This is a genomic window from Paenibacillus sp. 11B (assembly GCF_030487755.1).
GTDB classification, from domain to species: domain Bacteria; phylum Bacillota; class Bacilli; order Paenibacillales; family Paenibacillaceae; genus Paenibacillus; species Paenibacillus vandeheii.
In genome coordinates this window covers 18,283-42,537 of record NZ_JAUKNS010000012.1, presented here as the reverse complement: position 1 = coordinate 42,537, position 24,255 = coordinate 18,283, and the positions used below count along the sequence as shown (strand labels likewise).

The 24,255-nt window shown below is 48.3% G+C and carries 22 protein-coding genes; 20 read left to right on the top strand and 2 right to left on the bottom strand.

Features of this window, described 5'->3' with window-relative positions; all coding sequences use genetic code 11:
- Window positions 1-81: 81 nt before the first annotated feature.
- A complete protein-coding gene (locus tag Q0V21_RS32090; protein ID WP_024633712.1) occupies window positions 82-282 on the bottom strand; it encodes a hypothetical protein in 201 nt (66 codons plus the stop codon).
- Window positions 283-606: 324 nt separating this feature from the next.
- On the opposite strand from Q0V21_RS32090, the gene pth reads away from it, so the two are divergent.
- From pth to Q0V21_RS32025, 13 genes are all read left to right on the top strand, one after another.
- Complete coding sequence (gene pth / locus Q0V21_RS32085; RefSeq protein WP_079347437.1) at window positions 607-1,167, top strand: aminoacyl-tRNA hydrolase; 561 nt, start codon at window positions 607-609, stop codon at window positions 1,165-1,167.
- 98 nt (window positions 1,168-1,265) lie between these two features.
- Complete coding sequence (gene fin / locus Q0V21_RS32080; protein ID WP_024633714.1) at window positions 1,266-1,496, top strand: anti-sigma-F factor Fin; 231 nt, start codon at window positions 1,266-1,268, stop codon at window positions 1,494-1,496.
- A gap of 276 nt (window positions 1,497-1,772) precedes the next feature.
- Window positions 1,773-5,300, top strand: a complete 3,528-nt coding sequence (gene mfd, locus Q0V21_RS32075; RefSeq protein ID WP_024633715.1) for a transcription-repair coupling factor — start codon at window positions 1,773-1,775, stop codon at window positions 5,298-5,300.
- Window positions 5,284-6,426 (top strand): peptidylprolyl isomerase, encoded by a 1,143-nt coding sequence (locus Q0V21_RS32070; protein WP_079347441.1) that lies wholly within the window; start codon window positions 5,284-5,286, stop codon window positions 6,424-6,426. The genes mfd and Q0V21_RS32070 overlap by 17 nt, the downstream gene beginning before the upstream one ends.
- A gap of 319 nt (window positions 6,427-6,745) precedes the next feature.
- Window positions 6,746-7,288, top strand: a complete 543-nt coding sequence (gene spoVT, locus Q0V21_RS32065) for a stage V sporulation protein T (RefSeq protein ID WP_024633717.1) — start codon at window positions 6,746-6,748, stop codon at window positions 7,286-7,288.
- Window positions 7,289-7,478: 190 nt separating this feature from the next.
- Window positions 7,479-9,296 carry a putative polysaccharide biosynthesis protein gene (locus Q0V21_RS32060; RefSeq protein WP_301882517.1) on the top strand — a complete coding sequence of 606 codons (1,818 nt, stop codon included), beginning with the start codon at window positions 7,479-7,481 and terminating at the stop codon, window positions 9,294-9,296.
- A 252-nt stretch (window positions 9,297-9,548) separates the two neighbouring features.
- Window positions 9,549-11,042, top strand: coding sequence for a bifunctional methyltransferase/pyrophosphohydrolase YabN (yabN, locus tag Q0V21_RS32055; protein ID WP_301882516.1), 1,494 nt, complete (start codon window positions 9,549-9,551; stop codon window positions 11,040-11,042).
- 299 nt (window positions 11,043-11,341) lie between these two features.
- Window positions 11,342-11,614, top strand: a complete 273-nt coding sequence (locus Q0V21_RS32050) for an HU family DNA-binding protein (protein ID WP_017691362.1) — start codon at window positions 11,342-11,344, stop codon at window positions 11,612-11,614.
- The gene (locus Q0V21_RS32045; protein WP_024633720.1) at window positions 11,614-11,892 is read left to right on the top strand and encodes an RNA-binding S4 domain-containing protein; all 279 of its coding nucleotides are present in this window, start codon (window positions 11,614-11,616) and stop codon (window positions 11,890-11,892) included. The genes Q0V21_RS32050 and Q0V21_RS32045 overlap by 1 nt, the downstream gene beginning before the upstream one ends.
- A 179-nt stretch (window positions 11,893-12,071) precedes the next feature.
- Complete coding sequence (gene yabP, locus Q0V21_RS32040; protein WP_079347447.1) at window positions 12,072-12,356, top strand: sporulation protein YabP; 285 nt, start codon at window positions 12,072-12,074, stop codon at window positions 12,354-12,356.
- Window positions 12,353-12,922: a spore cortex biosynthesis protein YabQ gene (yabQ, locus tag Q0V21_RS32035; protein ID WP_053778919.1), complete on the top strand. Its 570-nt coding sequence runs from the start codon at window positions 12,353-12,355 to the stop codon at window positions 12,920-12,922. The genes yabP and yabQ overlap by 4 nt, the downstream gene beginning before the upstream one ends.
- A 12-nt stretch (window positions 12,923-12,934) precedes the next feature.
- The gene (locus Q0V21_RS32030) at window positions 12,935-13,270 is read left to right on the top strand and encodes an FtsB family cell division protein (protein ID WP_024633723.1); all 336 of its coding nucleotides are present in this window, start codon (window positions 12,935-12,937) and stop codon (window positions 13,268-13,270) included.
- A gap of 198 nt (window positions 13,271-13,468) precedes the next feature.
- Window positions 13,469-13,999 (top strand): S1 domain-containing RNA-binding protein, encoded by a 531-nt coding sequence (locus Q0V21_RS32025; protein ID WP_053778917.1) that lies wholly within the window; start codon window positions 13,469-13,471, stop codon window positions 13,997-13,999.
- Here Q0V21_RS32025 and Q0V21_RS32020 read toward each other — a convergent pair.
- Entirely contained in the window at window positions 13,996-14,418 is a 423-nt protein-coding gene (locus Q0V21_RS32020) for a hypothetical protein (protein WP_301882512.1), read from the bottom strand. The two genes, Q0V21_RS32025 and Q0V21_RS32020, sit on opposite strands and share 4 nt — an antisense overlap.
- 83 nt (window positions 14,419-14,501) lie before the next feature.
- Here Q0V21_RS32020 and spoIIE point away from each other — a divergent pair, with 83 nt between their 5' ends.
- The 7 genes from spoIIE to nadA all read left to right on the top strand — a co-directional run bounded on the left by spoIIE (window position 14,502) and on the right by nadA (window position 24,239).
- The gene (gene spoIIE, locus Q0V21_RS32015; protein WP_024633725.1) at window positions 14,502-17,009 is read left to right on the top strand and encodes a stage II sporulation protein E; all 2,508 of its coding nucleotides are present in this window, start codon (window positions 14,502-14,504) and stop codon (window positions 17,007-17,009) included.
- An 85-nt stretch (window positions 17,010-17,094) separates the two neighbouring features.
- Window positions 17,095-17,847 carry a vWA domain-containing protein gene (locus tag Q0V21_RS32010; RefSeq protein ID WP_079347451.1) on the top strand — a complete coding sequence of 251 codons (753 nt, stop codon included), beginning with the start codon at window positions 17,095-17,097 and terminating at the stop codon, window positions 17,845-17,847.
- Window positions 17,831-18,778 carry a serine/threonine protein kinase gene (locus Q0V21_RS32005; RefSeq protein WP_079347453.1) on the top strand — a complete coding sequence of 316 codons (948 nt, stop codon included), beginning with the start codon at window positions 17,831-17,833 and terminating at the stop codon, window positions 18,776-18,778. Before Q0V21_RS32010 ends, Q0V21_RS32005 begins: the two co-directional genes overlap by 17 nt.
- A 44-nt stretch (window positions 18,779-18,822) precedes the next feature.
- Window positions 18,823-20,262: a tRNA lysidine(34) synthetase TilS gene (gene tilS, locus Q0V21_RS32000; RefSeq protein WP_301882511.1), complete on the top strand. Its 1,440-nt coding sequence runs from the start codon at window positions 18,823-18,825 to the stop codon at window positions 20,260-20,262.
- Window positions 20,263-20,315: 53 nt separating this feature from the next.
- Entirely contained in the window at window positions 20,316-20,855 is a 540-nt protein-coding gene (gene hpt / locus Q0V21_RS31995) for a hypoxanthine phosphoribosyltransferase (protein WP_024633729.1), read from the top strand.
- Window positions 20,856-20,956: 101 nt separating this feature from the next.
- Entirely contained in the window at window positions 20,957-23,002 is a 2,046-nt protein-coding gene (ftsH, locus tag Q0V21_RS31990) for an ATP-dependent zinc metalloprotease FtsH (RefSeq protein ID WP_079347458.1), read from the top strand.
- A gap of 298 nt (window positions 23,003-23,300) precedes the next feature.
- On the top strand, window positions 23,301-24,239 hold the full coding sequence (nadA, locus tag Q0V21_RS31985) for a quinolinate synthase NadA (RefSeq protein ID WP_024633731.1): 939 nt from the start codon (window positions 23,301-23,303) through the stop codon (window positions 24,237-24,239).
- The last annotated feature ends 16 nt before the right edge of the window (window positions 24,240-24,255 follow it).

Sequence of the window (24,255 nt, the reverse complement as noted above, 5' to 3'; positions counted from 1 at the left end):
TACGTTTTCCGGATCAATGGAAAATGTAACCCCTGTCGGCGTGCCGTTATATGGGAAGTGAAAACAGGTGCCTGCCGAATTTCAGTATCCGGGGCGGGAGATAAAACGGAACCGGCGCCGATGAAAAAGAGTGTCGGCGATTTCGACAAATTGATTATCGAAACGTGTGATTAGTCCGATCTCAATATGGGTGTCGCGGTCATATACCTGTACAGGTACGTGATATTCCAGATGATAGATAAAATCGCTATGTTGAGTCAGTTGTCCGTTGTCTTCGCGCAAAACCCGCTCACCTTCCTGGGTTGATGAATAAAAGCTATAAACATGATATAAGTTGAAACTACGTTTACACCAAAACGGAGAGTGCAGAACCAATCTGAAGAAGCGGAGCGTGCGCCTTTATCACCGGATTTTTCCCTTGGATCAAGGGAATAAAGAAAATCTGGGGATAAGAGCGATCGAAAGATGGTACTGCAATCGGAGTGATTAGGTGTAATAATCGTTCAAATTATATAACCAATTCGAATCTCACTTTGTTGATATTATATGAAATATAACAATCGAAGTCTATGCTTCACCTTAGGCTGATCCAAAGGAGGGAACAAGATGAAGTGGATTGTCGGCCTCGGGAATCCAGGCCCGAACTACGCTAAAACCCGTCATAATATCGGCTTTATGGCACTCGATCGACTTGCAGAACGTCATCATATCTCCATAACACAGAGCAAATGCAAGGCGCTGATTGGAGAAGGTGTAATTGCTGGCGTCAAAACGGTGCTGATTAAACCAATGACGTTTATGAACCTTTCCGGTGAATCGGTAAGGGCCTATATGGATTTTTATAAAGTTAGCCTGGAAGACCTGATTGTCGTTTATGACGACATGGACACGGAAACAGGCAAAGTCCGATTGCGATACCAGGGCAGTGCGGGTGGTCACAATGGAATCAAATCCATTATTCAGCATACCGGTACACAGCAGTTTAACCGGGTACGGATGGGAATATCCCGACCAGAACCGGGACATGCCATTGTAGACTACGTACTGTCGAAGTTTATGAAGAACGAAAAGGAAGCGCTCGATCAAACCATTGAACAGACTTGTGATGCATTGGAGTATAGTTTGGATCATACGTTTGAGCAAACGATGGCGAAGTTCAACGGGTAAACCCTTGCAAGCGAATCTGGAAAAATGATCAAGATTCGGGTTCGATTCGGTCTTAATGGGCATACTGAACGTATAAACCATGTTCAGGAGGCATAAACATGTCAGTGAATTATGTGTGCAGGCATTGCCGTACTTTTATTGGACGAATCGATTCTGCCCGAATAACGGAAGCGCAATTGGGCTTTCATTTCTTGACCCCCGACGAGCGGAGGGATATAATAGCGTATAATTCCGGTGGTGATATTACGGTCCGGATTACATGTGATTATTGCAAAGAAGCTCTGGAATTCAATCCTGAGCTGAGCCTGCTTGCGAGCCCGCTTCAATAACGATCTCGCCTGCAGCAAGAACTTATGACAGATGATGGCGGCTGCGGAATACCGCTCCACCTTTATAGCCTTGGCAGCCTGCTGAGGCTTCTTTTCAGTTGGGACGAAACCAGACTATATCCTAATTCGCGCTCAGCCACATCAAACCGATGTGGCAAAGTAGCGATTAATCCTTTATGATGAAACAGGACAAAAAGGAATTTGTATCCAATTTTAATATGATGAACTGCGCGCAGGCGTGAGATACTCAAGTAAGTTATAAGAGAGGTGCCCCTTTTGTTACAAGCACTTATACAAGCTTTTTCCAAAGATCCGGACTTCGGGTCCATTACGACCGGGATTACATCCGGCATGAAGGAGCAATTGGTTTCGGGCTTATCCGGATCGGCGCGTCAGATTATGCTGGCTGCCCTACATCAGGAAATGAACCGTCCCCTGCTCGTTGTGACACACAATATGTTTTCCGCTCAAAAAATCGCAGAAGATTTACAGGAAGCGCTTTCACCTGATCAGGTGCTGCTCTATCCTGCCAACGAACTTGTTGCCGCAGAGGCTGCTGTCTCCAGTCCAGAAACATTGGGACAGCGTATTGATGTGTTGGTCCGTTGCGCCCAGGGATTCAGGGGCGTTGTTGTTATTCCTTTTTCCGGGGTACGGCGCTATGTTCCACTTCCGGAAGTGATGGCTAATGCTCAGATTACAATTAAACAAGGCAGCACGCTTGAGCTGGATTCATTCCTGCTGGAGATGGTGAAGCTCGGATATGAACGCGTGGAGCGTGTAGAATCTCGCGGCGAGATGAGTGTACGTGGAGGGATTATTGATTTCTATCCAGTCACATCGTCCATTGCGTATCGTGTGGAACTATTCGACGATGAGATCGATTCCATTCGGACATTTGATCCGGCAGACCAGCGTTCCATTGAACGAATTGACGAAGTCACGGTACTGCCGTGCAAAGAATTAATTGCAGATCGCGAACGTATGGAAAAGGCTGCGGATGCAGCTGTTATTTTGCTTGAGCAGCAGTTGGAGAAAATGACAGACCGGCAGGCGAAGCTTCGTCTGCGAGAAGAAATCCATCGCGAGATCGAGCTTCTTCGGGAGCATGTGTATTTCTCTGAAATGTATAAATATATTTCACCGCTCTATCCGGAGAATAAGACCATCTACGACTACATGCCGGAAGATACGTTGCTTGTACTCGACGAGCCAGCAAGGCTGGCGGAGACATCGAAACAGCTTGACCGGGATGAGTCGGAGTGGAATCTGCATTTGATGCAAAATGGGAAGACCCTTCCAGACCTGCATCTGTCAGCCGATGGAGATGATCTGATATACGAGCGTCCTTTCCAAACGCTGTTTATGTCCATCTTTTTGCGTCAGGTTCCTCATACCCAACCGCAGAACATCCTCAATTTTATCAGTCGCGGTATGCAGGACTTCCATGGTCAGATGAACGTGCTCAAAGCAGAGATGGAGCGCTGGCAGAAAGCCGGAGTTAAGGTGCTCATGCTGGCCAACGGTGAGGAAAGACTTGATCGCATGCGCCGGGTACTGATGGATTATGATATACCTGAGCCGGAAATGCTGATTGGCAATCTGCAAACTGGATTTGAAATGCCTTCTATTCATCTGGCTGTTGTTACCGAAGGCGAGATGTTCTCGCAGAAGCAGCGCAAAGTGCGCAAACCGGTTCGAAATGTGGACAATGCTGAACGAATTAAATCCTATAGTGAGCTGAAAGTGGGCGATTATGTCGTTCACCAAAATCACGGGATTGGTAAGTACCTCGGGATCGGTACACTTGAGGTTGGCGGTATTCACAAGGACTACATGCATATTCTCTATGCGGGTGGAGACAAACTGTCTGTACCGATTGAGCAGATTGATCTGATTCAGAAATATGTCGGTTCAGAAGAGAAAGAGCCGAAAATATATAAGCTGGGCGGTAATGAGTGGACACGGGTTAAAAATAAAGTCCGCACATCTGTTCAGGATATTGCTGATGATCTAATCAAGCTTTATGCGGAACGCCAGACGTCCAAAGGTTTTGGCTTCGACAAAGACTCTGCGGAACAGCAGGAGTTCGAGGACATGTTCCCTTATGATGAGACACGTGATCAGGTGCGTGCAATTGAAGAAATCAAGAAGGATATGGAACAAAATCGTCCGATGGACCGTTTATTGTGTGGAGATGTCGGTTACGGTAAGACCGAGGTCGCTATTCGTGCTGCATTTAAGGCTGCCATTGAAGGGAAACAGGTTGCTGTGTTAGTCCCTACAACGATTTTGGCACAGCAGCATTATGAAACGTTCCGTGAGCGGTTCTCCGGTTATCCATTCAACATCCATGTACTTAGCCGATTCCGTTCACGTAAAGAACAGAATGAGACGGCCAAAGGCATTAAGGCAGGCACCGTCGATATCGTCATCGGTACCCATCGGTTATTATCACAGGATCTGGTCTTCAAGGATCTTGGACTCTTAATAGTAGATGAAGAACAGCGCTTCGGTGTAACGCATAAGGAAAAACTGAAAAAGCTGAAAACAAACGTGGACGTGCTGACACTGACAGCGACGCCGATTCCGCGTACCCTTCACATGTCCATGTTGGGTGTTCGGGATCTATCGGTTATCGAGACACCGCCAGAAAATCGTTTTCCGGTCCAGACTTATGTTGTTGAACACAGTCAGGCGCTTGTTCGCGAAGCCATTGAACGTGAACTGGCTCGTGGCGGTCAGGTTTACTACCTGTATAACCGTGTACAGGGAATTCAGGAGATGGCCGCGGAGATATCCGAGTTGGTTCCTGAAGCCAGGGTTGGTGTGGGACATGGGCAGATGTCGGAAACGGAGCTGGAGAAGACCATTCTGGACTTCCTGGATGGCGAATATGATGTGCTCGTCAGCACAAGCATCATCGAGACCGGGGTGGATATTCCAAACGTAAATACCCTGATCGTGCATGACGCGGACAAAATGGGGCTCTCCCAGCTGTATCAGCTGCGTGGACGAGTGGGTCGTTCCAACCGGATTGCGTATGCCTATTTCACGTACCAACGGGACAAAGTGCTGACCGAAGTCGCTGAGAAACGTCTGCAATCGATCAAGGAATTCACCGAGCTGGGTTCCGGATTCAAGATCGCGATGCGCGATTTGTCGATCCGCGGCGCGGGCAATCTGCTCGGAGCTGAACAGCACGGCTTCATTGCATCTGTCGGATTCGATCTGTATTCTCAGATGCTGGCAGAGGAAATCAACAAACGTAAAGTTACGATGCTCGGCGAAGAGCCGGTGCCATCCGATCAGTGGAATACCACGCTGGATCTCAGTATCGATGCGTACTTGCCGTCTGATTATATTTATGACAGTATTCAGAAGATTGAGATTTACAAAAAAGTGGCGGTTATTGCTTCCTTCGATGATGCGATGGAACTAGAAGACGAATTGGTTGACCGATTCGGCGATCTTCCGGAAGCCGTGATTAACCTGCTGGCGGTAGCCAGAATGAAAGTCTATGGCAAGATCTACGGTATTGAGTCGATTTCCCAACGCGGTGACGATCTTACAGTGAAGTTCTACGAAGGCCGTGAACATGCCTTTGAGCTCTCCAAAATCGCACACATTGGAAATCAGTTCGAAAGACGTGTACAATTTGAACAAGGACCCCATATGCTTATTCATGTCAAAGGCAAAGGGCTTGGGGACAAGCAACTGATGGAGCTGGTAGAGAAATTTCTGGAGTCCATGAAAAGTGCTTTTAAATCAAAGGGGGAACTAAAGGATGTTAGCAAAGTATAAAAAAGTGGGGAAGGTACTGTCTGTGAGTATGGTAGCAGTACTGTCCTTATCACTGCTTGCCGCTTGTGGCAAGAAGGAAGAAGCAACAACGGAACCAAAGGATACAAGTGCTGTAGTCGCTACGTATGAAGGCGGTACAATTACAGCCAATGAATTTGACATGGAGCAACGGGTCATGAAATTCCTCTATCCGGAATATGCACAAATGATGGATATGGATGATTTCAAGGAATACCTGGTGAAACAGGAAGTTGCTTATGAATATTTGAGTGGAAAAGCAAGTGATGCAGCCAAAACCGAGGGTGCCAAAACAGCGACAGAGCAATTCGACAAAATGAAAGCTTCTGTTCAAGCGGACCAATGGACTGAGATGCTGAAAGCTCAGAATCTGACAGACCAGAACATCAAGGATTACATGACTCGCATCATGACGGTAATTAAGGACAAAGAAACAGGCGTTACTGAAGATGCGATTAAAGCTGAATTCGAGAAAAATAAAGATCAGTTCACGACGGCTTCCGTTCGTCACGTACTGATCAACTTTACTGATCCAAAAACGCAAAAAGAGCGTAAAAAAGAAGATGCATTGAAACTTGCGAAAGAAGTGAAAGCAAAATTGGACGGCGGAGCAGACTTTGCTGAAATTGCGAAGAAATACTCCGAAGATACAGGTTCTGCAGAAAACGGCGGCTTGTATGAAGATACACCTGTAGCTAGCTGGGTAGAGGCGTTCAAGGAAGCGGCCAAAACGCTGCCATTGAACAAAATCAGTGATCCTGTAGAGACTGAATATGGTTATCACGTCATGAAGGTAGAGAAACGCACAGAAGCGGACTACGCGAAATTGACTGCTGAACAAAAAGAAACGCTGAAAAGTCAATTGGCTGCTGCCGAGATCGACACATTCATGACCAGCGAACTGGACAAAATCGTAAAAGAAGTAAACTTGCCGAAAACAGACAAGGCTGAAGAAGGCACGACTGAAGGCACAACCGGTACTGGAACGGAAAAGGGTACTGAGGGTGAAAAAACCGATGCGGGTACAGATACCAAAACGGATCAAGGAACAACTGGAACCGACAAGGAAACAAAAACAGATGAAAGTACAGATACAAGCGGTAAATAAGATAGCGAGTGCATACATTCAGCAAATACGTTTGTCTGGATGATACACTGAACGCTTCAAATATGGACAACCATACAGAAAAGCAAGAGGGGGACTTAAGGCCTGCCTCTTGCTTTTCCTTGTATCTATGGAGCGAAGTGGGTACATGGTCGCCTTCTGTGGAAGTTTACACAACTATATTCTCCAAAGTATGTATAAGGAAATGGGAACAGATAAATACTATTGTCAAGATATCACACTAAACGTTCTGGGACTTTCCTCTACCCATTAAGGAACAGTAGTTGAAAAATCTTCTCGAGAAAGTGGGGCAACATGTGAAATGAAAGCTACTGGTATTGTCCGCCGTATTGATGACCTTGGTCGAGTGGTCATTCCGAAAGAAATCCGCCGTACGTTACGTATCCGTGAAGGCGATCCACTTGAGATTTTTGTGGACCGCGATGGAGAGGTTATTCTTAAAAAATACTCGCCAATTGGCGAACTTGGTGATTTTGCCAAAGAATATGCAGAATCGCTGTATGAAAGCACAGGCCATGTAACGATGATCTCTGACCGTGATACGATTATTACGGTAGCAGGTGGCTCCAAGAAAGAGTATCTGGACAAGCAGGTAGGGCCACTGCTGGAGAGTTGCATGGAAAATCGCAAGACAATCCTGGAAACCAACAATGGTTCTTATGAGCTTAGCAAAGATCATGACGAGACGTTATCATCGTTTGTTATTGCCCCGATCATTTCGGGTGGTGACCCCATCGGAACGGTTATCCTTTTCAACAAGGATGAATCGGTGAAGATGTCTCAGATGGAAATTAAAATGTCCGAGACGGCTGCCGGGTTCCTTGGCAAACAGATGGAGCAATAAACAGCAGATCAACTCCTGGTGCCCTGAGGGTATACAGGAGTTTTTTGCATTTTAGGAAAGCTGTAGACTTTCTGAGCGATATCCTGAAGGGCAAGATGCCTTGAAGGGTTAGTCTGTGTGCCTTTGGACAGGTATAATAGCTAGGTATACGTTGAAGGAAAGAATGCATGGACATACGCAGGAGGGTCATATGAATCAGTCGTCTACAGGCTCAAGATTGCTTCAGGGTGCATTTGTGCTTGGGCTTGCCGCCATTATATCCAAAATCATTGGTGCTTTTCAGAAGATTCCGCTACAGAATCTGGGGGGAGACGGTGTTTTTGGCATCTACAATACGGTATACCCGTTCTATATGCTCATAATTACTGTTGCTGCCGCCGGATTGCCTGTCGCTGTATCCAAATTCGTAGCCGAGCAGAATGCTCTGGGCAGACCGGAGGAGGGCAGACGAATTATCCGTTTATCCTCGATGCTGCTCGGTGGGATTGGACTGGTGCTGGCCTTATTGATGTATACAGGCGCACCGCTTATTGCCAATTGGATTGGCAACGGAAGTGTCGTTACGTCCATTCGGGCAGCTTCTATGGCTTTGTTGTTTGTACCCGTGATGACAGGGCTGCGCGGATATTTTCAGGGTTTGCAGCAAATGGTGCCTACAGCAGTATCCCAGGTGGTGGAGCAGACTGTTCGGGTCACCGTGATGATTGTTCTGTTATTGTGGCTCATGGGGCGAGACGCCTCATTGGAGACTATAGCGGCTGGAGCCATGCTTGGATCAGTGGCAGGGGGGCTAGCCGGGTTAGTCACCATGCTTGGATATGTGTACCATCATCGGCGGAAAAACAGAGAACGGCCCGCTGTTATGCAAGGTGCTGAATCGGTAACGGGACAACCGCTTGATGCGATAGCTGTTCCAGGCGGAGAGGGAATGCAGAAATCTCCTCGCAGCGTTAAAAGGGACAACTGGAGCAATGAAGTTGCAACAGATGAATCGTTACTTGTACAGTTGGAGGGAACAAAAGAATACAGCACCACAGGCAGCGGCCCTCTTCCTGAAGAGCGCCGATCCAACCGGGATTGGATCAAAACATTGCTGATGTATGCCATTCCGGTCTGTCTCGGATCACTGGCTGTGCCATTGATGAATCTGGTCGATACCTTTACGGTGCCGCGATTGTTAAGACGAGAGGGGCTGGATGAGCTTCAATCCATGGTGTCCTTCGGGATTTATAACCGGGGCTTACCGCTGGTTCAGCTGGTGACGATGCTTGCCACGTCGCTGTCTGTGCTCTTTATTCCGGCGATGGCCGAAGCCCGGCTGAAGGGCGGGCCAGAAGCCGTGAGGCAGCAAGCAGGCCTTGCGCTGCGCTGGTTCTGGTTGATCGGTCTGGCGGCATCCGCCGGTTTGGCGGTGCTGGCAGAACCGATCAACCGCATGCTGTACGGGGATGCCGCAGGCACCGAAGCTCTGCGGTACATGGCGCTGACGGCAGCGGGCAGCACCGTCAGCATTATCGCGGCGGCGCTGCTGCAAGGCCTCGGCGCCGTGCGCGCACCCGCGTTCAGCATGCTGGCCGCCGCAGGCGTCAAGGCGCTGCTGAACGTCATGCTTGTGCCGGCGCTGGGCATTAGCGGCGCGGCCCTGGCAGGCGCAGTCGCCTACATGCTGGCGGCTGGCCTGAATGTGGCGCTGCTGGCGCGGCTTGTCGCCCTGCGCCCGGCCCCTGGCGCCGTCCTGGCGAAGCCGGCGCTGGTAATCGCCGCCATGAGCCTGGCGGCGGCAGGCACGGCCTGGGTCGCCGAAGCGCTGCTCGGCGGCATCGGTATCGCGGCCGATCGCCGTCTGGCCGCGATGGGCGTGAGCCTGCTTGGCATAGCCGCAGGCTCAGCCGTGTTCTTGCTGCTAGCGGCCCGGACGGGGCTGCTGACCGCCACAGAGCTGGCGGCTGTGCCCAAGCTGGGGCCGCTGCTGGCCAAGCTGCTGCGCAGACTGCGTGTGCTGCGCTAAACTCGGCGTTGCGCTGTTCCATTTAGCGCTACGCCGTCCATTCATCCCGGCTCTCACATTCTAAAGCGGAGCAGCAGAGATTGAATGAGTCAGACCGTATCATATGCAAATGCAATTATAGGATAACGTCTAATTCTGGTATAATACGTGTAATTATAGAGCCCTGTTCTGCTTTATGTATGGCCCATCCACGATTGGTTTGACAAAGGATGGAGATTCGGAACAGGAAAGTTCGGATGGAGGCTTATAAACATGAGTGCAGCTTTGACAGTAGTCGGTCTTGGATCTGGAGATGCCGATCAGCTGACGGTAGGAATCATCAAAAAAATGAAACATGCAGCGACGCTGTATGTGCGCACACTGGATCATCCCGTATTGAATGATTTGAAACAGGAAGGGCTGGAGATGACATCCTTTGATGCCATCTATGAGGCGAAGGATTCTTTTCCGGAAGTGTACGACGAAATTGCAGACCGACTGATTGAGGCCGCACGCAAGGGCGAGCCGGGTACCGAGATAGTTTATGCCGTGCCAGGCCATCCCATGGTCGCAGAAGCGAGTGTACGACTGTTGAAAGAGCGCTGCCCGCAAATGGGCATCTCGCTGCGTGTCTTGGGCGGCGAGAGTTTCCTGGATGAAGCGTTTATTCGTCTTGGATTCGATCCTATTGAAGGTTTTCAGCTTCTGGATGCCAGCAGTCTGAATACGGAACTGGTGCAGCCGCAGCTCCACACCTTGATTGGACAAGTCTACGATGTGTTTACCGCTTCCGACGTAAAACTGTGCCTGATGGACGTTTATCCTGACGATTATCCGGTATTTGTTGGGCATGCCTTGGGTGTACAGGGACAGGAGATCATTCACAAGGTACCGCTGCATGATCTGGACCGGATTGAAGGGTACGGTAATTTATCATTAATATATGTGCCAAAAAATACGGATGACGCGCTTCGTAGACGCTCCTTCGCACGACTGCATGAAATCGTGAATATTCTTCGCAGTCCAGGTGGCTGTCCTTGGGATCAGGAGCAGACCCATCAGTCGATTCGCAAAAACCTGATCGAGGAAACCTATGAAGTCATTGAAACGATTGATGAAGATGACCCTGATCACATGAAGGAAGAGCTTGGTGATCTCCTGTTGCAGATTTTGCTGCACTCCCAGATGGAAGAAGAGGTTGGCACGTTTAACGTGTATGACGTTATTGAAGGATTGAACGACAAGCTAATTTTCCGTCATCCACACGTATTCGGCGAACAACAGGCAGAGAATGCGAATGAAGCATTGCAAAACTGGGAACAGATGAAGGCAGAGGAAAAAAAGCGCAAGGGACAGGATCTGCAGCAGATTTCCGTGTTGGACGGCATTCCGCGTGACTTGCCTGCCTTGATGAAAGGGTACAAATTACAGAAAAAAGCGGCCAAAGTCGGCTTCGATTGGGATGACGTGGATGGTGTCTTTTCCAAGATTGAGGAAGAACTGGCCGAGCTGAAAGAAGCGGTACAGCATAATCAGTCTGCGGAAGAGCGGAAGCTTGAACTGGGCGATTTATTGTTTGCGGCTGCCAATGTAGCGAGATTTATTGATACAGATCCGGAGGAGGCACTTGCCGCCACGAATCGAAAATTCATTCAGCGTTTCCAGTATATCGAGGAGCGTCTGCGTGAACAGGGAAGAACTCCGTCAGACAGTAATGTTGATGAAATGGAGCAATACTGGCAGGCAGCGAAGAAGGCTGGATTGTAAAGGGAACTGGCATTTTGGACGATGATCCGATATCATTAGTTGCATCATGCGTATCGTGTCGTCGAAGCATCTCGGGCGGGTTGCACGAGAAAGCGTGTGATTAACGAAGAGGTGTTTCGGGTACTGGACTTAGACTGTTCTTGGGCAGGACCGACAAAAAGTGAAAAAAGTCGAAGACCGAGGCAGGATTTCAGATGCCAAGCCAGAATACATGTGTAGTAACCTTGCGCGGAGCCAGCAGCAGATATGTTGTTATGGATTCGCAGATACTTTTTTTTCAATTTGGGAGGCTTTTAAAAATGAACAAAACAGATCTGATTAACAACATTTCCACCAAAAGCGGTTTGACTAAAAAAGACGTTGAGTCCGTATTGAACGGCTTTTTGGGAGAAATTACAGATGCACTTGCCAGCGGAGACAAAGTACAACTGATCGGCTTTGGCACTTTTGAGACCCGCAAACGTTCCGGTCGTACCGGACGTAACCCGCAAACAGGGAATGAAATCGTGATTCCTGAGTCCACCGTTCCTGCGTTCAAAGCAGGCAACAAACTTAAAGAAGCCGTAAAATAATGCGTCTTGATAAATTCCTGAAGGTCTCCCGGCTGATCAAACGCCGCACTGTGGCCAAGGACGTCTCTGAACAGGGACGTGTGCTGGTGAACGGACGTGAAGCGAAGCCCAGCGCCGCTGTCAAAGTGGGCGATGAGCTGACGGTTCAGTTCGGTCAAAAGCTGGTCACTGTGAAGGTGGAACGTCTTGCCGAGAGTACCAAGAAGGATGAGGCGAGCAGCCTCTACACCTTGGTTAAGGAAGAGCCGATCGCCAAGGATAATGGGCTGAACTGGTAACAGGGATGCCTGATATACGTTTGTAACCATTCATTGCAAAATGAAGAGAAGCGCCTTTCCCGTACAGGGAAGGGCGTTTTTGTGTTGATCTTTTATCCAGATATTCGGTTTCATCCAACCTTGGTTCTATTCTTTACTTTTGATCCATAAGCTAGGGGTAAGAAGGAGGGGTACATGCCATGGTTGAGCAAAGTAAGACGAAACAGCATCATCTGAGCATGCAGAATCGGAAACTGCTGGATCTGACGGGTGTCTCCAATGTGGAGAGCTTCGACAGTGAGGAATTTTTGCTGCAAACTGAACTTGGGCATCTGACCATCCGGGGGCACAATTTACATATCAAAAACTTAAGCCTGGAGGACGGTTTATTATCCATCGAGGGCACTGTCAGCTCTCTTCAATACCTGGACCCCGGTTCCCAGTCGAAGAACAGTAAAGGCCTGTTCGGCAAGATGTTCCGATGAGTCCGGATACTCAATGGATCACATTGATGTGGATGCTGATGTCGGGAGCCGTGATGGGGATGGCCTACGACAGTTACCGGGTACTGTCCGGTCAGCTGCGGTTCCCGAGATGGAGCGTCCACACGTTAGATCTGTTGTATTGGGTCGCCTCCGCGCTGTTCGTCTTCCGGATGCTGTATGCCGGGAACCACGGACAGCTGCGGTTTTATGTCTTTTTGGGGCTGATTATAGGGGTTTGCTTCTATTTTTGGCTTTTAAGTGTTACAACTCAGCGTTTTGTGGTAATGTTAATTAAACTCGCAAGAACGCTGATTCATTGGTGTGGACATATCCTTAACATCCTGATCGTTATGCCCGCTAAAGGACTTTACAAGTTAGTGCGCGTATTAATTGGTTTTGTACTCGCCATACTGTTATTCCTGGGTAAGCTGGTGCTGCAATGTTTGGTACCTTTCGGCAAGTTGTTCCGCTGGATGTTTAGGCCAATCCTGAAACATTGGGTTACGCCACGTTGGATGATCCGTGCGGGTTCAAGTATCGCAGCAATGTGGAAACGCTGGTTTTAAGGAGGTCCGATAATGGGTAAAACACCTATGAGCAAATCAAAAGTACAAGCAGGCCAAGGAAAATCTGCTGGTGCCAAAAGGCGTCTCATGCTTTGGATGACTTTTATGGTTGTGTTTATCATTTGGGCAGGGTATACGTTCCTTGTGCAGACTGCACAAATTTCGGACAAGAGTTCTCACCTGGCGGCACAGCAAGCTTCAAAGGAAGAAACAGAGAAGAAGCTGGATCAGTTGAAGTATGAAGTCAGCCGGTTGAAGGATCCCGAATACATAGGACAGCTGGCTCGAAAAAAAGGATACTATCTGCCTGAGGAAACACCAATTCAGGTTGAAGAGTCAGGGAACTGATGTAATTTGGCTCATTATCGAGCAAGGATTGTTATCTATATGTCTGAAGCCGTTATACCGGAAAAAATAGGCTTCCTTCAGGGGTAGTGCTCAGTTGACCTTGGTTTGCGGCATAAGGTATAATTAAATTAGCACAGCATTGATTTTGGCATTCAAAAAATCGGGTTGTATATTTTTAAGGGAGGATCATTTTATTCTATGGCAATTGAAGTGGGCACCAAGTTAGAGGGCAAGGTGACAGGCATCACGCATTTTGGAGCATTTGTGGATCTGTCAGGAGGTGTCACGGGTCTCGTTCACATCTCGGAAATCGCCGACAATTATGTCAAAGATGTCAACGACCACCTGAAGCTTAATGACCTCGTTACCGTTAAGGTCATCAACGTTGACAAGGATGGCAAGATTGGGCTTTCCATTAAGCAAGCTGTTGACAAACCGGTTGAGCAACAAACACAGTCCAGACCCCCAAGAGCTCCTAGACCGGAACGCAGTGGAGGAGATCGCGAACGATTCAGCGGCGGAGGCCCAAGTGGTGGCCAAGGTCGTGGCGGCGGTGGTGGTGGTGGATTTAACCGTGACCGCGGAGGCCGTTCTTTCAAGCCCGCAGCAGGCAAACCTTCATTTGAGGATAAAATGTCACGCTTCCTGAAAGATAGCGAAGAACGGATTTCTTCGTTGAAGAAGAACACAGAAGGCAAACGTGGTGGCCGTGGAGCCAAGCGCGTTTAATCTGGTTCAACCTGATTTAAAATATAAGAAAAACCGTTAGCCTTGGGGCTGGCGGTTTTTTTGCGTTTGTTTTCAATTTTGGAGTTTAACGGGTCAGTTATAGACAATAGACCGGATTCATAGCCGTTTTTGTAAAGTGAAGTTCCATATCCCCAGCTTTTCTGCACAGGAAAAAAAGTACATAAGAACATTTGTCGTCTACCATTTTTTACCGACAGGTTTCCGTGGCATTCCACAGGTATCCTGCTCATATCGTGGCGAAGCCGAAGGGCTTCCGGTTCAAAATCAGACAAGCGCCTTGTCGGCGGGGGATCTGCCAAATGGATGAAACCACAATAAGGCCGGGGGTTCCGCACCACCGCGCCGCATCTGTTTCTTTTGTCGTAAAGTTTTTGAAGCCTGCCCACCAATTCTGACAAACTACGTCTTCTATTCTATCTATAATCAGAACCATCGAGAACGAAACACGAAAATTAAATTAATCGAATGGGGTGCCTTGAGGATGATGGAAAAGTGGAATGTCATTCAATTTCCGGGAATGAAAGCTGGTAAAGGAGGTACGGAAGCTCGGGAGGAGCTGTCAGTACGTCTTAAGCAGTGGATTAGCTCCCGCAAGGCCGTCCAGATCGTTGCTGCACGTAAATGGGTGCTGCTTCTCACCTTTATGGGATTTTTGCTGGGCAAGGCCATGATTCTGAATGAATTATCGCCCTTTGCGATTGCTTACTTTGCGGTAATAGCCTTCATGCGCAGGGATTACATTATTCCGGTAGGTGCCGCATTGCTGGCAGGCAGTCTCTTTGCCCCGTTTCCGGTACCACTGATTGTTGCTTCGGAGATCGCCATCTTCTATCTGTTGTTCAGAGGACTGGAGTCTTATGACCGCGCTGAATTATCTTATGCGCCAACGATGGTGTTTACGACTACTTTTATGGTCAAGTTATTCGCCGTCGTGATAGGGCCGTCTTTCAGCTGGTATGCCATGCTAATGCTGACCATGGATTCCATACTCAGCTTCGTGCTCACCCTGGTTTTCATACAAGCCATACCGATCTTCACGTATCGGAAAAAAAAATTCAACCTAAAGAACGAGGAGATCCTCTGTTTAATCATCTTGCTGGCCTCCGTGATGACGGGAGCCGTGGGCTGGACGATTCAGTCCCTGTCCGTCGAGCATATGCTCTCCCGGTATCTCATTCTGATCTTTGCCCTGGTGGGCGGAGCCCCCCTGGGAGCCTCGGTTGGGGTCATTACTGGCCTCATTCTGAGTTTGGCCGACATGTCGGCGGTATATCAGATGAGTCTGCTTGCTTTTGCAGGCATGCTTGCGGGTATGCTTCGGGAGGGGAAACGTGCTGCGGTCGCGTTAGGTATGCTGCTGGGTTCCTCCATTCTATCCATCTATCTGGGTGGTCCGGGAGACGTCATGAATTCCTTGTGGGAAACGTGTGCAGCCATTGTTCTGTTTATGCTGACGCCAAAAAGCATGCTGACGGCCATATCCAAATATGTTCCTGGTACACAGGATCACACAAAATCGCAGCATGAATATGCGAAGCGGATCAGGGATGTCACCGCAGAACGGGTTACCCGCTTCTCGCAGGTATTCCGCCAGCTGTCACGCAGCTTCGATCAGATGTCCGGCGCGGGGGAGCCGGTACAGAACGAAGGCGGGATGGAGCATTTCATGAATGCCGTAGCCGAAGGGACATGTTCGGGTTGCTTTAAGAAGGCCCAATGCTGGGATGCGAAGTTTATTCAAACCTATAAATATATGACGGATGTGATGAGTTCCATTGAAGCCAACCCGGAGATGTCAGGCAAGCAGATTCCGGTGGAATGGAACAGGGTATGTGCGAAACCGGAGGAGGTACTTGAAGTGATGCGCGCCCAGTATGGTCTGCATCAACATAACATGCAATGGAAACGTCAGATTATAGATAGTCGACAGCTGGTTGCAGAGCAATTATCAGGAGTATCCCAGGTGATGGAGGACCTGGCGAAAGAAATTCAACGGGAAAGTGATGAGATGGTGCAGCAGGAGGAACAGATTCGGGATGCGCTTGAATCGTTAGGTCTGTCCATACATTCTATTGAAATCATTAATCTGGAAGCGGGGAATGTGGAGATTGAGATTGTTCATGCGTATACACGAGGATTTGACGAATGCCGGAAAATGATCGCTCCCCTGATCTCGGATGTACTGGACGAGCATATTGCCGTCTTGAATGAGACGATGCTCGATCCTCGCCAGGGGCTGGCGACAGTCACCTTTGGATCTGCCAAAACGTTTGAAATAACAACGGGTGTTGCTGCTGCCGCCAAAGGGGGAGATGTGATGTCCGGGGACAGCTTCAGTACGGTTGAACTCGGCAATGGTACATTTGCGGTTGCGCTTAGCGATGGCATGGGCAATGGCGAACGGGCACGTATGGAGAGCAGTGCTGCGCTAAATATACTGGAGCAGTTGTTACAGTCGGGCATGGATGAGAAGCTGGCGATCAAATCGGTGAATTCCGTTCTGCTGCTGCGTTCTCCTGAAGAAATGTATGCAACGGTCGATATGGCTCTGATCGATGAATATACGGCAGAGACCACGTTTATGAAAATCGGCTCTACTCCAAGTTTTATTAAACGAGGGCAGGAGGTTATTCAGGTTTCGGCAAGCAATCTGCCGATTGGAATTATCAAAGATATTGAGGTGGATCTGGTAACCGTACAGCTTCAGCCTGGGGATGTTTTAATTATGATGACAGATGGCATCTATGATGCACCGGGATATGCCGTCAATAAAGAGTTATGGATGAAGCGTCTCATTCAGGAAATTGATAGTGATGATCCTCAGGAGGTAGCAGATTGCCTGCTTGAAAGTGTTATTCGTTATCAGCAGCATGAGATCTATGATGATATGACTGTAATTGTAGGCAAAATAGAACATTATCGTCCGGAGTGGGCCACATTGAGAGTACCTGGAATAAGCCGGATGGAACGTCCGCGCACCGTCAGTTAATTGCATATTCCTCTGTTTGAAGTCTCTTCATTCTGGCAATGCTAGTCATAGAGTTGGAGAGTAACCCAAAACGGAGGGATATCGGATGAAACAAATCTTGTTGATCACCGACGGTTGTTCCAATGTAGGCACAAGCCCCGTGCTGGCTGCTGCGGAAGCGCGGGAAGAGGGAATTACGGTCAACGTGGTCGGTGTTATTGATTATGGAACCATTGGTGAGTTGGGCAGTCGGGAGATCGAGGATATTGCCAAAGCCGGAGGTGGAATCAGTCAGATCGTAGGCACAAGACAGCTTGCTCATACGATGCAGATGATGACAAGAAAAACGGTGGTTCAGACCATTCAACAGGCGGTTAATAGAGAGTTAACACAAATTTTGGGAGAGCACGAGCCGAAAACGGTAACAGACCTTGAACCGGCAAAACGGGCGCAGGTCGTTGAAGTGATGGATGATATGGCCGAGACAACGCCACTTCAGGTCGTGCTTCTCATTGACGTAAGTGCCAGTATGAAGCCGAAGCTGGCTGCTGTGGAGGAAGGGATTCGGGATTTAATGCTTAGCTTGCAGGCACGTATGGGTCAGAGCCATCTTTCCGTCTTTCATTTTCCTGGACGACATAGCGGAGAAGAAGCTGTCATGGATATCGACTGGACAGTTGATCTGAGCCGTGTTCGTTCGCTATTTGGACGTTTGCAAATGAAGGGAGCGACGCCGACAGGTCCTGCGATTCAAAAGGTGATTGATTTTTACCGTTATGGTACACTGGAGGGACAGCAGGAAATAGAAGGGAACTATCGCATTGAAAGAGAAGGGATGCTCGGTGACAACGTTGTCTGACGCCTCTTTCCCGCCAGGAACAGTCATAACAGGGAAATGGAATCGCAGCCGTTATACGATTCGGAAGCTGCTGGGCAAAGGAGCCAACGGCATCGTTTTTCTTGTCCAGCGGGGTGAAAATGGCAAACATTATGCGCTTAAAATGGGATTTGACCCTGTAGATTTGCAATCGGAAATTAATGTGCTCAAATCTTTTCAATTACAGCGTAATCATGAGGCCCTTCGACAGAGCGGTATTCCTTCCTATCTGAAAGATGTGGATGACTACGCTATTCGTGGTCGTGACATTCCCTTTTATGTGATGCGTTATGTTCGGGGGGAGTCTCTGCACCACTTTATTCGGCGACAGGGAACGGACTGGACACTTCTGGTTGGGCTCAGACTCTTGCAGAAGCTGGCTCAATTGCATCAGGCTGGATGGGTATTTGGCGATCTTAAACCCCAAAATGTACTGGTATCCGATTATGGGCAGGTAGAGCTTATCGACTATGGTGGAGTGACTTCAATTGGCCGGAGCGTTAAGCAGTTCACGGAATGGTATGATCGCGGATTCTGGAATGCGGGTAGCCGGACAGCAGATGGAACCTATGATGTGTTTGCTTTTGCGTTATTACTCATTCATGTACTTGAAGCCGATGCACTCAAAGCGCTGGTTGCAGAAGGATTACCACAACTTCGAAGTGTGAACCAGCTCACAGCCCTCGTGGAGCGCAGCGAACGCCTGCGTCCATTTCGAAACTGGACCATTCAGGCATTACGAGGTCAGTTTCAGGATGCGGGACACGCGGCTAAAGACTGGAAAGAGATGATGGCACGCCCTTCTCCTCTTCGTCGCCGTTCCAAAAGTACAACACCGCGTTGGCTCAAAAATGCATTTGCTGTATCCGTTATATTACTTATTGGGGTACTCATCTATGCACTGCGATTCTGACCTGTGAGCGTGCATATACATAACGTAAGGAATGAGGAACAGGTATGGAGGCTTTACGCTGGAACAAGCTAGTGAATAACGTGCTGGATGCAGCGGAAGAGCATCAGTTATGGGTTCCCGGGGATCGGATTGTCGTCGCAGTATCGGGCGGGCCGGACTCGGTAGCTTTTTTGCATATCATGCATGAGATCAGTATCAGGCATGTCCCGCTGGAATTGATTTGCGCCCATGTACATCATGGGTTTCGGAGTGAATCGGATCATGAAGCCGAGATGATGAAGGAACTTGCACACCGGCTTGGCATTGCCTTTGAATGGGTGAAGGCCGATGTACCTTCTTATATGAAGCTTACCGGTCAAGGTCCTCAAGAGGCTGCGCGCAACAAGCGATATGCGTTTTTGCATGAAGTGGCAGCCAAATATGATGCGGCGAGCATTGCACTGGCCCATCATGCCGATGATCAGGCAGAGACGGTGATGCTTCATTTGCTGCGCGGTAGTGGTCTTTCCGGTCTCGCGGGAATGAAGTTTAAAAGGCGAGAAAAAAATGTGGAACTTATTCGTCCATGCCTTCGTATAAACAAGACAGACCTTGTAGAAGCTTGTAATAACCAGGGTTTTCTGTATTTTAATGATGAAAGCAATTCCCTGCGTAAATATCGGCGTAATGCCATTCGCTTGGATGTGCTTCCTTTTTTGGGGCAATATAATGGACAGTTGACGCCGTCTTTGAATCGACTTGCCGAAATTGTGGGTGATGAAGACGATTTCATGGAACAAGGTGCATATGACGCATACAGGTGTCTAGTGCAGGCGAACGGCGGAAGGCAAACCTTTGAGGTGCCTTCCTTTTTGAAGTTACATGTCGCTTTACAACGAAGGTTGATTAAACTAATATTGAATTATCTGCCTTTGGACAGTGATTTTGTCGACTTTACCCGTATTGAAACCATTCGCCGCAAGGTTATTCAGCCTGATGCGACGACCTGGAGCCTGGATATAGGACAGACACTCGCCTGCACCCGGGAGTATGATCTGATTTCTTTCGGCATACGGACTGACGTACAGGATCAATCTTACGAATATCGTCTTGCTCAATGGAGCGGAACTTATGAGCTTTCTCTCACGGAAATCGACCGGCATGTTCGTCTCGTTCCGATGAGTCCCGAGGACTATCATGTACCGGAATCGGCGGATCATGCCGCATTTGATGCGGATCAACTGCTTATGCCGCTGGTTGTGCGTTCACGGTTACCTGGAGATACCATGAAAGTGATGGGATTAAACGGAAGCAAAAAGGTGAAAAATATTTTCATCGATGAGAAAATTCCCCCTTCTGTCCGATCACGGGTTCCCGTGGTATGTGATGGAGCAGGCAATATCATCTGGTTACCGGGTGTTCGCCGGTCTAGTGTAGCTCCTGTCAGGGGAAATACTTCCGCAATCCTGTACATGACTGTAGGCGATTCAGCGATTCAGGGGTAGTGGTTATGGTTCAGGTAAGGCTTTCATATGTATAACTTAGGAGGTTCGCACAGTTGCAGAACGACATTCAGGAAGTATTGATCAGTGAAGAAGAAATTCAGAGTAAAATCAAGGAATTAGGCGCAACAATAAGTGCCGAATATGCAAATCGCAATCCTTTGGTCATTTGTGTGCTCAAGGGTGCGTTTATATTTATGGCTGATTTGGTTAAAAACATTACGGTACCTGTTGAGATGGATTTCATGGCAGTATCGAGTTATGGCGCTTCCACAAAATCATCTGGCGTGGTTAAAATCATTAAGGATCTGGATGAATCCGTTGAGGGACGCGAGGTTCTAATTGTAGAGGACATTATTGATAGTGGACTCACGCTCAGTTATCTGATCGAACTCTTGCAGAACCGCGGTGCTGAATCCGTCCGTGTGGTTACGCTATTTGACAAGCCTTCAGGTCGCAAAGTCGAACTTGAAGCCCATTACACCGGCTTTGACATTCCGGATGCATTCATCGTTGGCTACGGCCTCGATTATGCCGAGAAGTACCGGAACCTCCCTTACATCGGGATTCTGAAACCGGAAGTTTACAGTAACTAATGCTAAAGCTAGTTCCAAGCCCACATCTGTTGGTGGCTTCTGTTGAGAAGCCATGTCGGGCTATGTTAAAATAATTAAAGTGTCTCGAGAGGAGGTAGGGGATGAATCGGTTCATCCGGAATTCTGGTTTTTATTTGATTCTTTTTTTAGTTGTGGTGGGGATAGTCCAGTTCGTCAGCAATGGCGGCGAAGCCACCGATAATCCTAGATATGATCAGTTGCGCACGGCGATCAAGGCCAATAACGTCTCTGAATTGACGGTTCAATTCAACGGTCAGACGTACCTCGTGACCGGTCAATACAGGGAGAAGCCTGACGGAGCCAAATCAGAAAATTTCTCAACGTATATTCCTCCTACGGATGAGGCAATTAGTGAGCTTGTAGTTGCAAGCGAAACAAACAAATTCCAATATCATCAGGAACCTATGAAAGGTGACAGCATCTGGTTGACGTTGCTGACCTCCTTTATTCCTTTGATCATTATGTTCCTGCTGTTCTTCTTCCTGTTTAATCAGGCTCAAGGCGGCGGCGGTAAAGTAATGAACTTTGGTAAAAGCCGTGCCCGTCTTTATAACGAAGAGAAGAAACGGGTTACGTTTGAAGATGTTGCGGGTGCTGACGAAGAGAAACAGGAGCTTGTTGAAGTCGTAGACTTCCTCAAGGACCCTCGTAAATTCGCAGCAGTAGGTGCACGGATTCCTAAGGGCGTATTGCTTGTAGGTCCTCCGGGTACAGGTAAAACCTTGCTCGCTCGTGCTGTTGCCGGTGAAGCAGGTGTACCATTCTTCAGTATTTCCGGTTCTGACTTCGTTGAAATGTTTGTCGGTGTCGGTGCATCTCGTGTACGTGACTTGTTTGAAAATGCAAAGAAAAACGCCCCTTGTATCATCTTTATCGATGAGATTGATGCTGTAGGTCGTCAACGTGGTGCTGGTCTTGGTGGTGGTCACGACGAACGTGAACAAACACTCAACCAATTGCTCGTTGAAATGGATGGTTTCGGAGCCAATGAAGGTATTATCATCGTTGCTGCAACGAACCGTGCAGATATTCTGGACCCTGCCTTGCTTCGTCCAGGACGTTTTGACCGTCAAATTACGGTGGATCGCCCTGACGTGAGAGGCCGTGAAGCGGTTCTGAAAGTACACTCACGCAACAAGCCACTCACTAAAGATGTGAAGCTGGACATCATCGCGAAGCGTACTACAGGATTCTCCGGTGCAGATTTGGAAAATCTCTTGAATGAAGCGGCATTGCTTGCGGCACGTCGTAATCGCAGAGATATTTCCATGAAAGAAGTTGACGAGGCGATCGACCGTGTCATCGTTGGTACGGAGAAGAAAAGCCGTGTTATCAGTGACCGTGAGAAACGTATTGTTGCTTATCATGAAGCAGGCCATACCATTGTAGGTTACTTCCTGGAACATGCCGATATGGTACATAAAGTTACCATTATTCCGCGCGGACGTGCGGGTGGATATGTAATCATGTTGCCAAAAGAAGATCGTATGCTTGTTACCAAGCAAGAATTGCTGGACAAAATTACTGGACTCCTTGGCGGCCGTGTTTCCGAAGAACTGTTTATCGGTGAAATCGGTACAGGTGCTTACAGTGACTTCCAACAAGCGACGGGTATCGTCCGTAGCATGGTTATGGAGTACGGTATGAGTGAGAAGCTGGGACCTATGCAGTTCGGTAGTTCGCAGGGACAGGTATTCCTGGGTCGTGATATCGGTCACGAACAGAATTACTCAGATTCCATTGCTTACGAGATCGATCAGGAAATGCAACGCTTCATCAACGAATGTTATGAGAAGTGTAAAGACTTGCTCGTTAAACATTCCAAAGAAGTGCATCTGATCGCTCAAACGTTGCTGGAAGTGGAGACATTGGAAATGGATCAGATCAAGCAATTGATCGAGACAGGTGCCCTGACTCCAAAAGATGAGAACAGCAACGATGGAGAAGGTACGCCTAGCGAAGGCGGAGAAGCGATCATCGACAACATCGGTGATGTACGCGTCCGTATCCAAGGCAAAGATGAAACGCCTGAGCCGCCAGCCGGAGATATTCCTAACGAAGCTCCGAATCTGGACAAAGGAAGCAGCAATGACCCGGATGATGGTGGAACGAAGCCAACATCTTAATGTATAACAACCATCTGTCTATAGTGACAGATGACAAAGAGAGCCCGCGGGCTCTCTTTTTTTTATGGATTAATTCAAATTGTAGAGATAATGATAACCGGGAGCTTTAGGGCGTACTACGTAGGAAATGGGCGGTTATGCCCTTGTTCTAGGTCGTTTTCATTTATTGACAGAGTCGTGAACGTTGTGTACATTAGGTGTTAAACCGCTTGTGATTCGTTTCTCAAGCGAAAATAACGACATGGATTTGCCATATGAAACAGCGTATGAGGCTGTCCCGATAAGGAGAGGATCACAGGTGGAAGCTCTGGCTTTAGAGCGCAAGGCTGAGATGAACCGGGAGCTGCGCGAGCGGCTGATGGAGTTGAAGAAGGAACGGAATGCCATTATTCTAGCCCATTATTATCAACGTGACGAGGTGCAGGAGGTCGCTGACTTCCGAGGGGATTCGTTCCTGTTGGCTCAGAAGGCAGCACAAACCGATGCGGATGTTATCGTTTTCTGTGGAGTTCATTTTATGGGTGAAAGCGCTAAAATTCTTGCTCCTAACAAAACGGTGATTATCCCTGACGAGCGTGCAGGCTGCCCAATGGCAGACATGGTGAACGTTGAAGGCTTACGTAAATTGAAAGCACAGCACCCGAATGCCAAAGTTGTAACGTACATCAATTCATCAGCTGAGATCAAGGCGGAGACCGACATCTGTTGTACATCGGCCAATGCTGTCAGAGTCATTCAATCTGTTGATTCCGATGAAATCATCTGGGTGCCAGATAAAAATCTGGGACATTATGTGCAACAACATACAGACAAGAAAATGATTATCTGGGAAGGTTACTGCAATACCCACGATATGCTGACGGTCAAAGACGTGGTTGAGATGAGAGCGAAGCATCCTAATGCCGAGTTCGTTGTTCACCCGGAATGTCGTCCTGAAGTTGTCGAGATGGGTGATTTCGTAGGAAGCACAACCGCCATTCTGGAATATTGTAAAAATTCGTCCGCTAAGGAATTTATCGTAGGCACCGAGGATGGTACAGGATACCAGCTGCGTCTGGATAGCCCGGATAAACAATTCCACTTTGCTACCAAGTTCCTCGTATGTCCGAACATGAAGGTTAATAACTTGAAAAAGCTGGTTAAATGTCTGGAAACGATGAAGCCGCAAATTTACGTGCCACCAGCCGTTGCAGATAAAGCCAGAGAATCACTAGAGCGCATGTTACTGGTGAAGTAGCATGCGCTACTCTTGC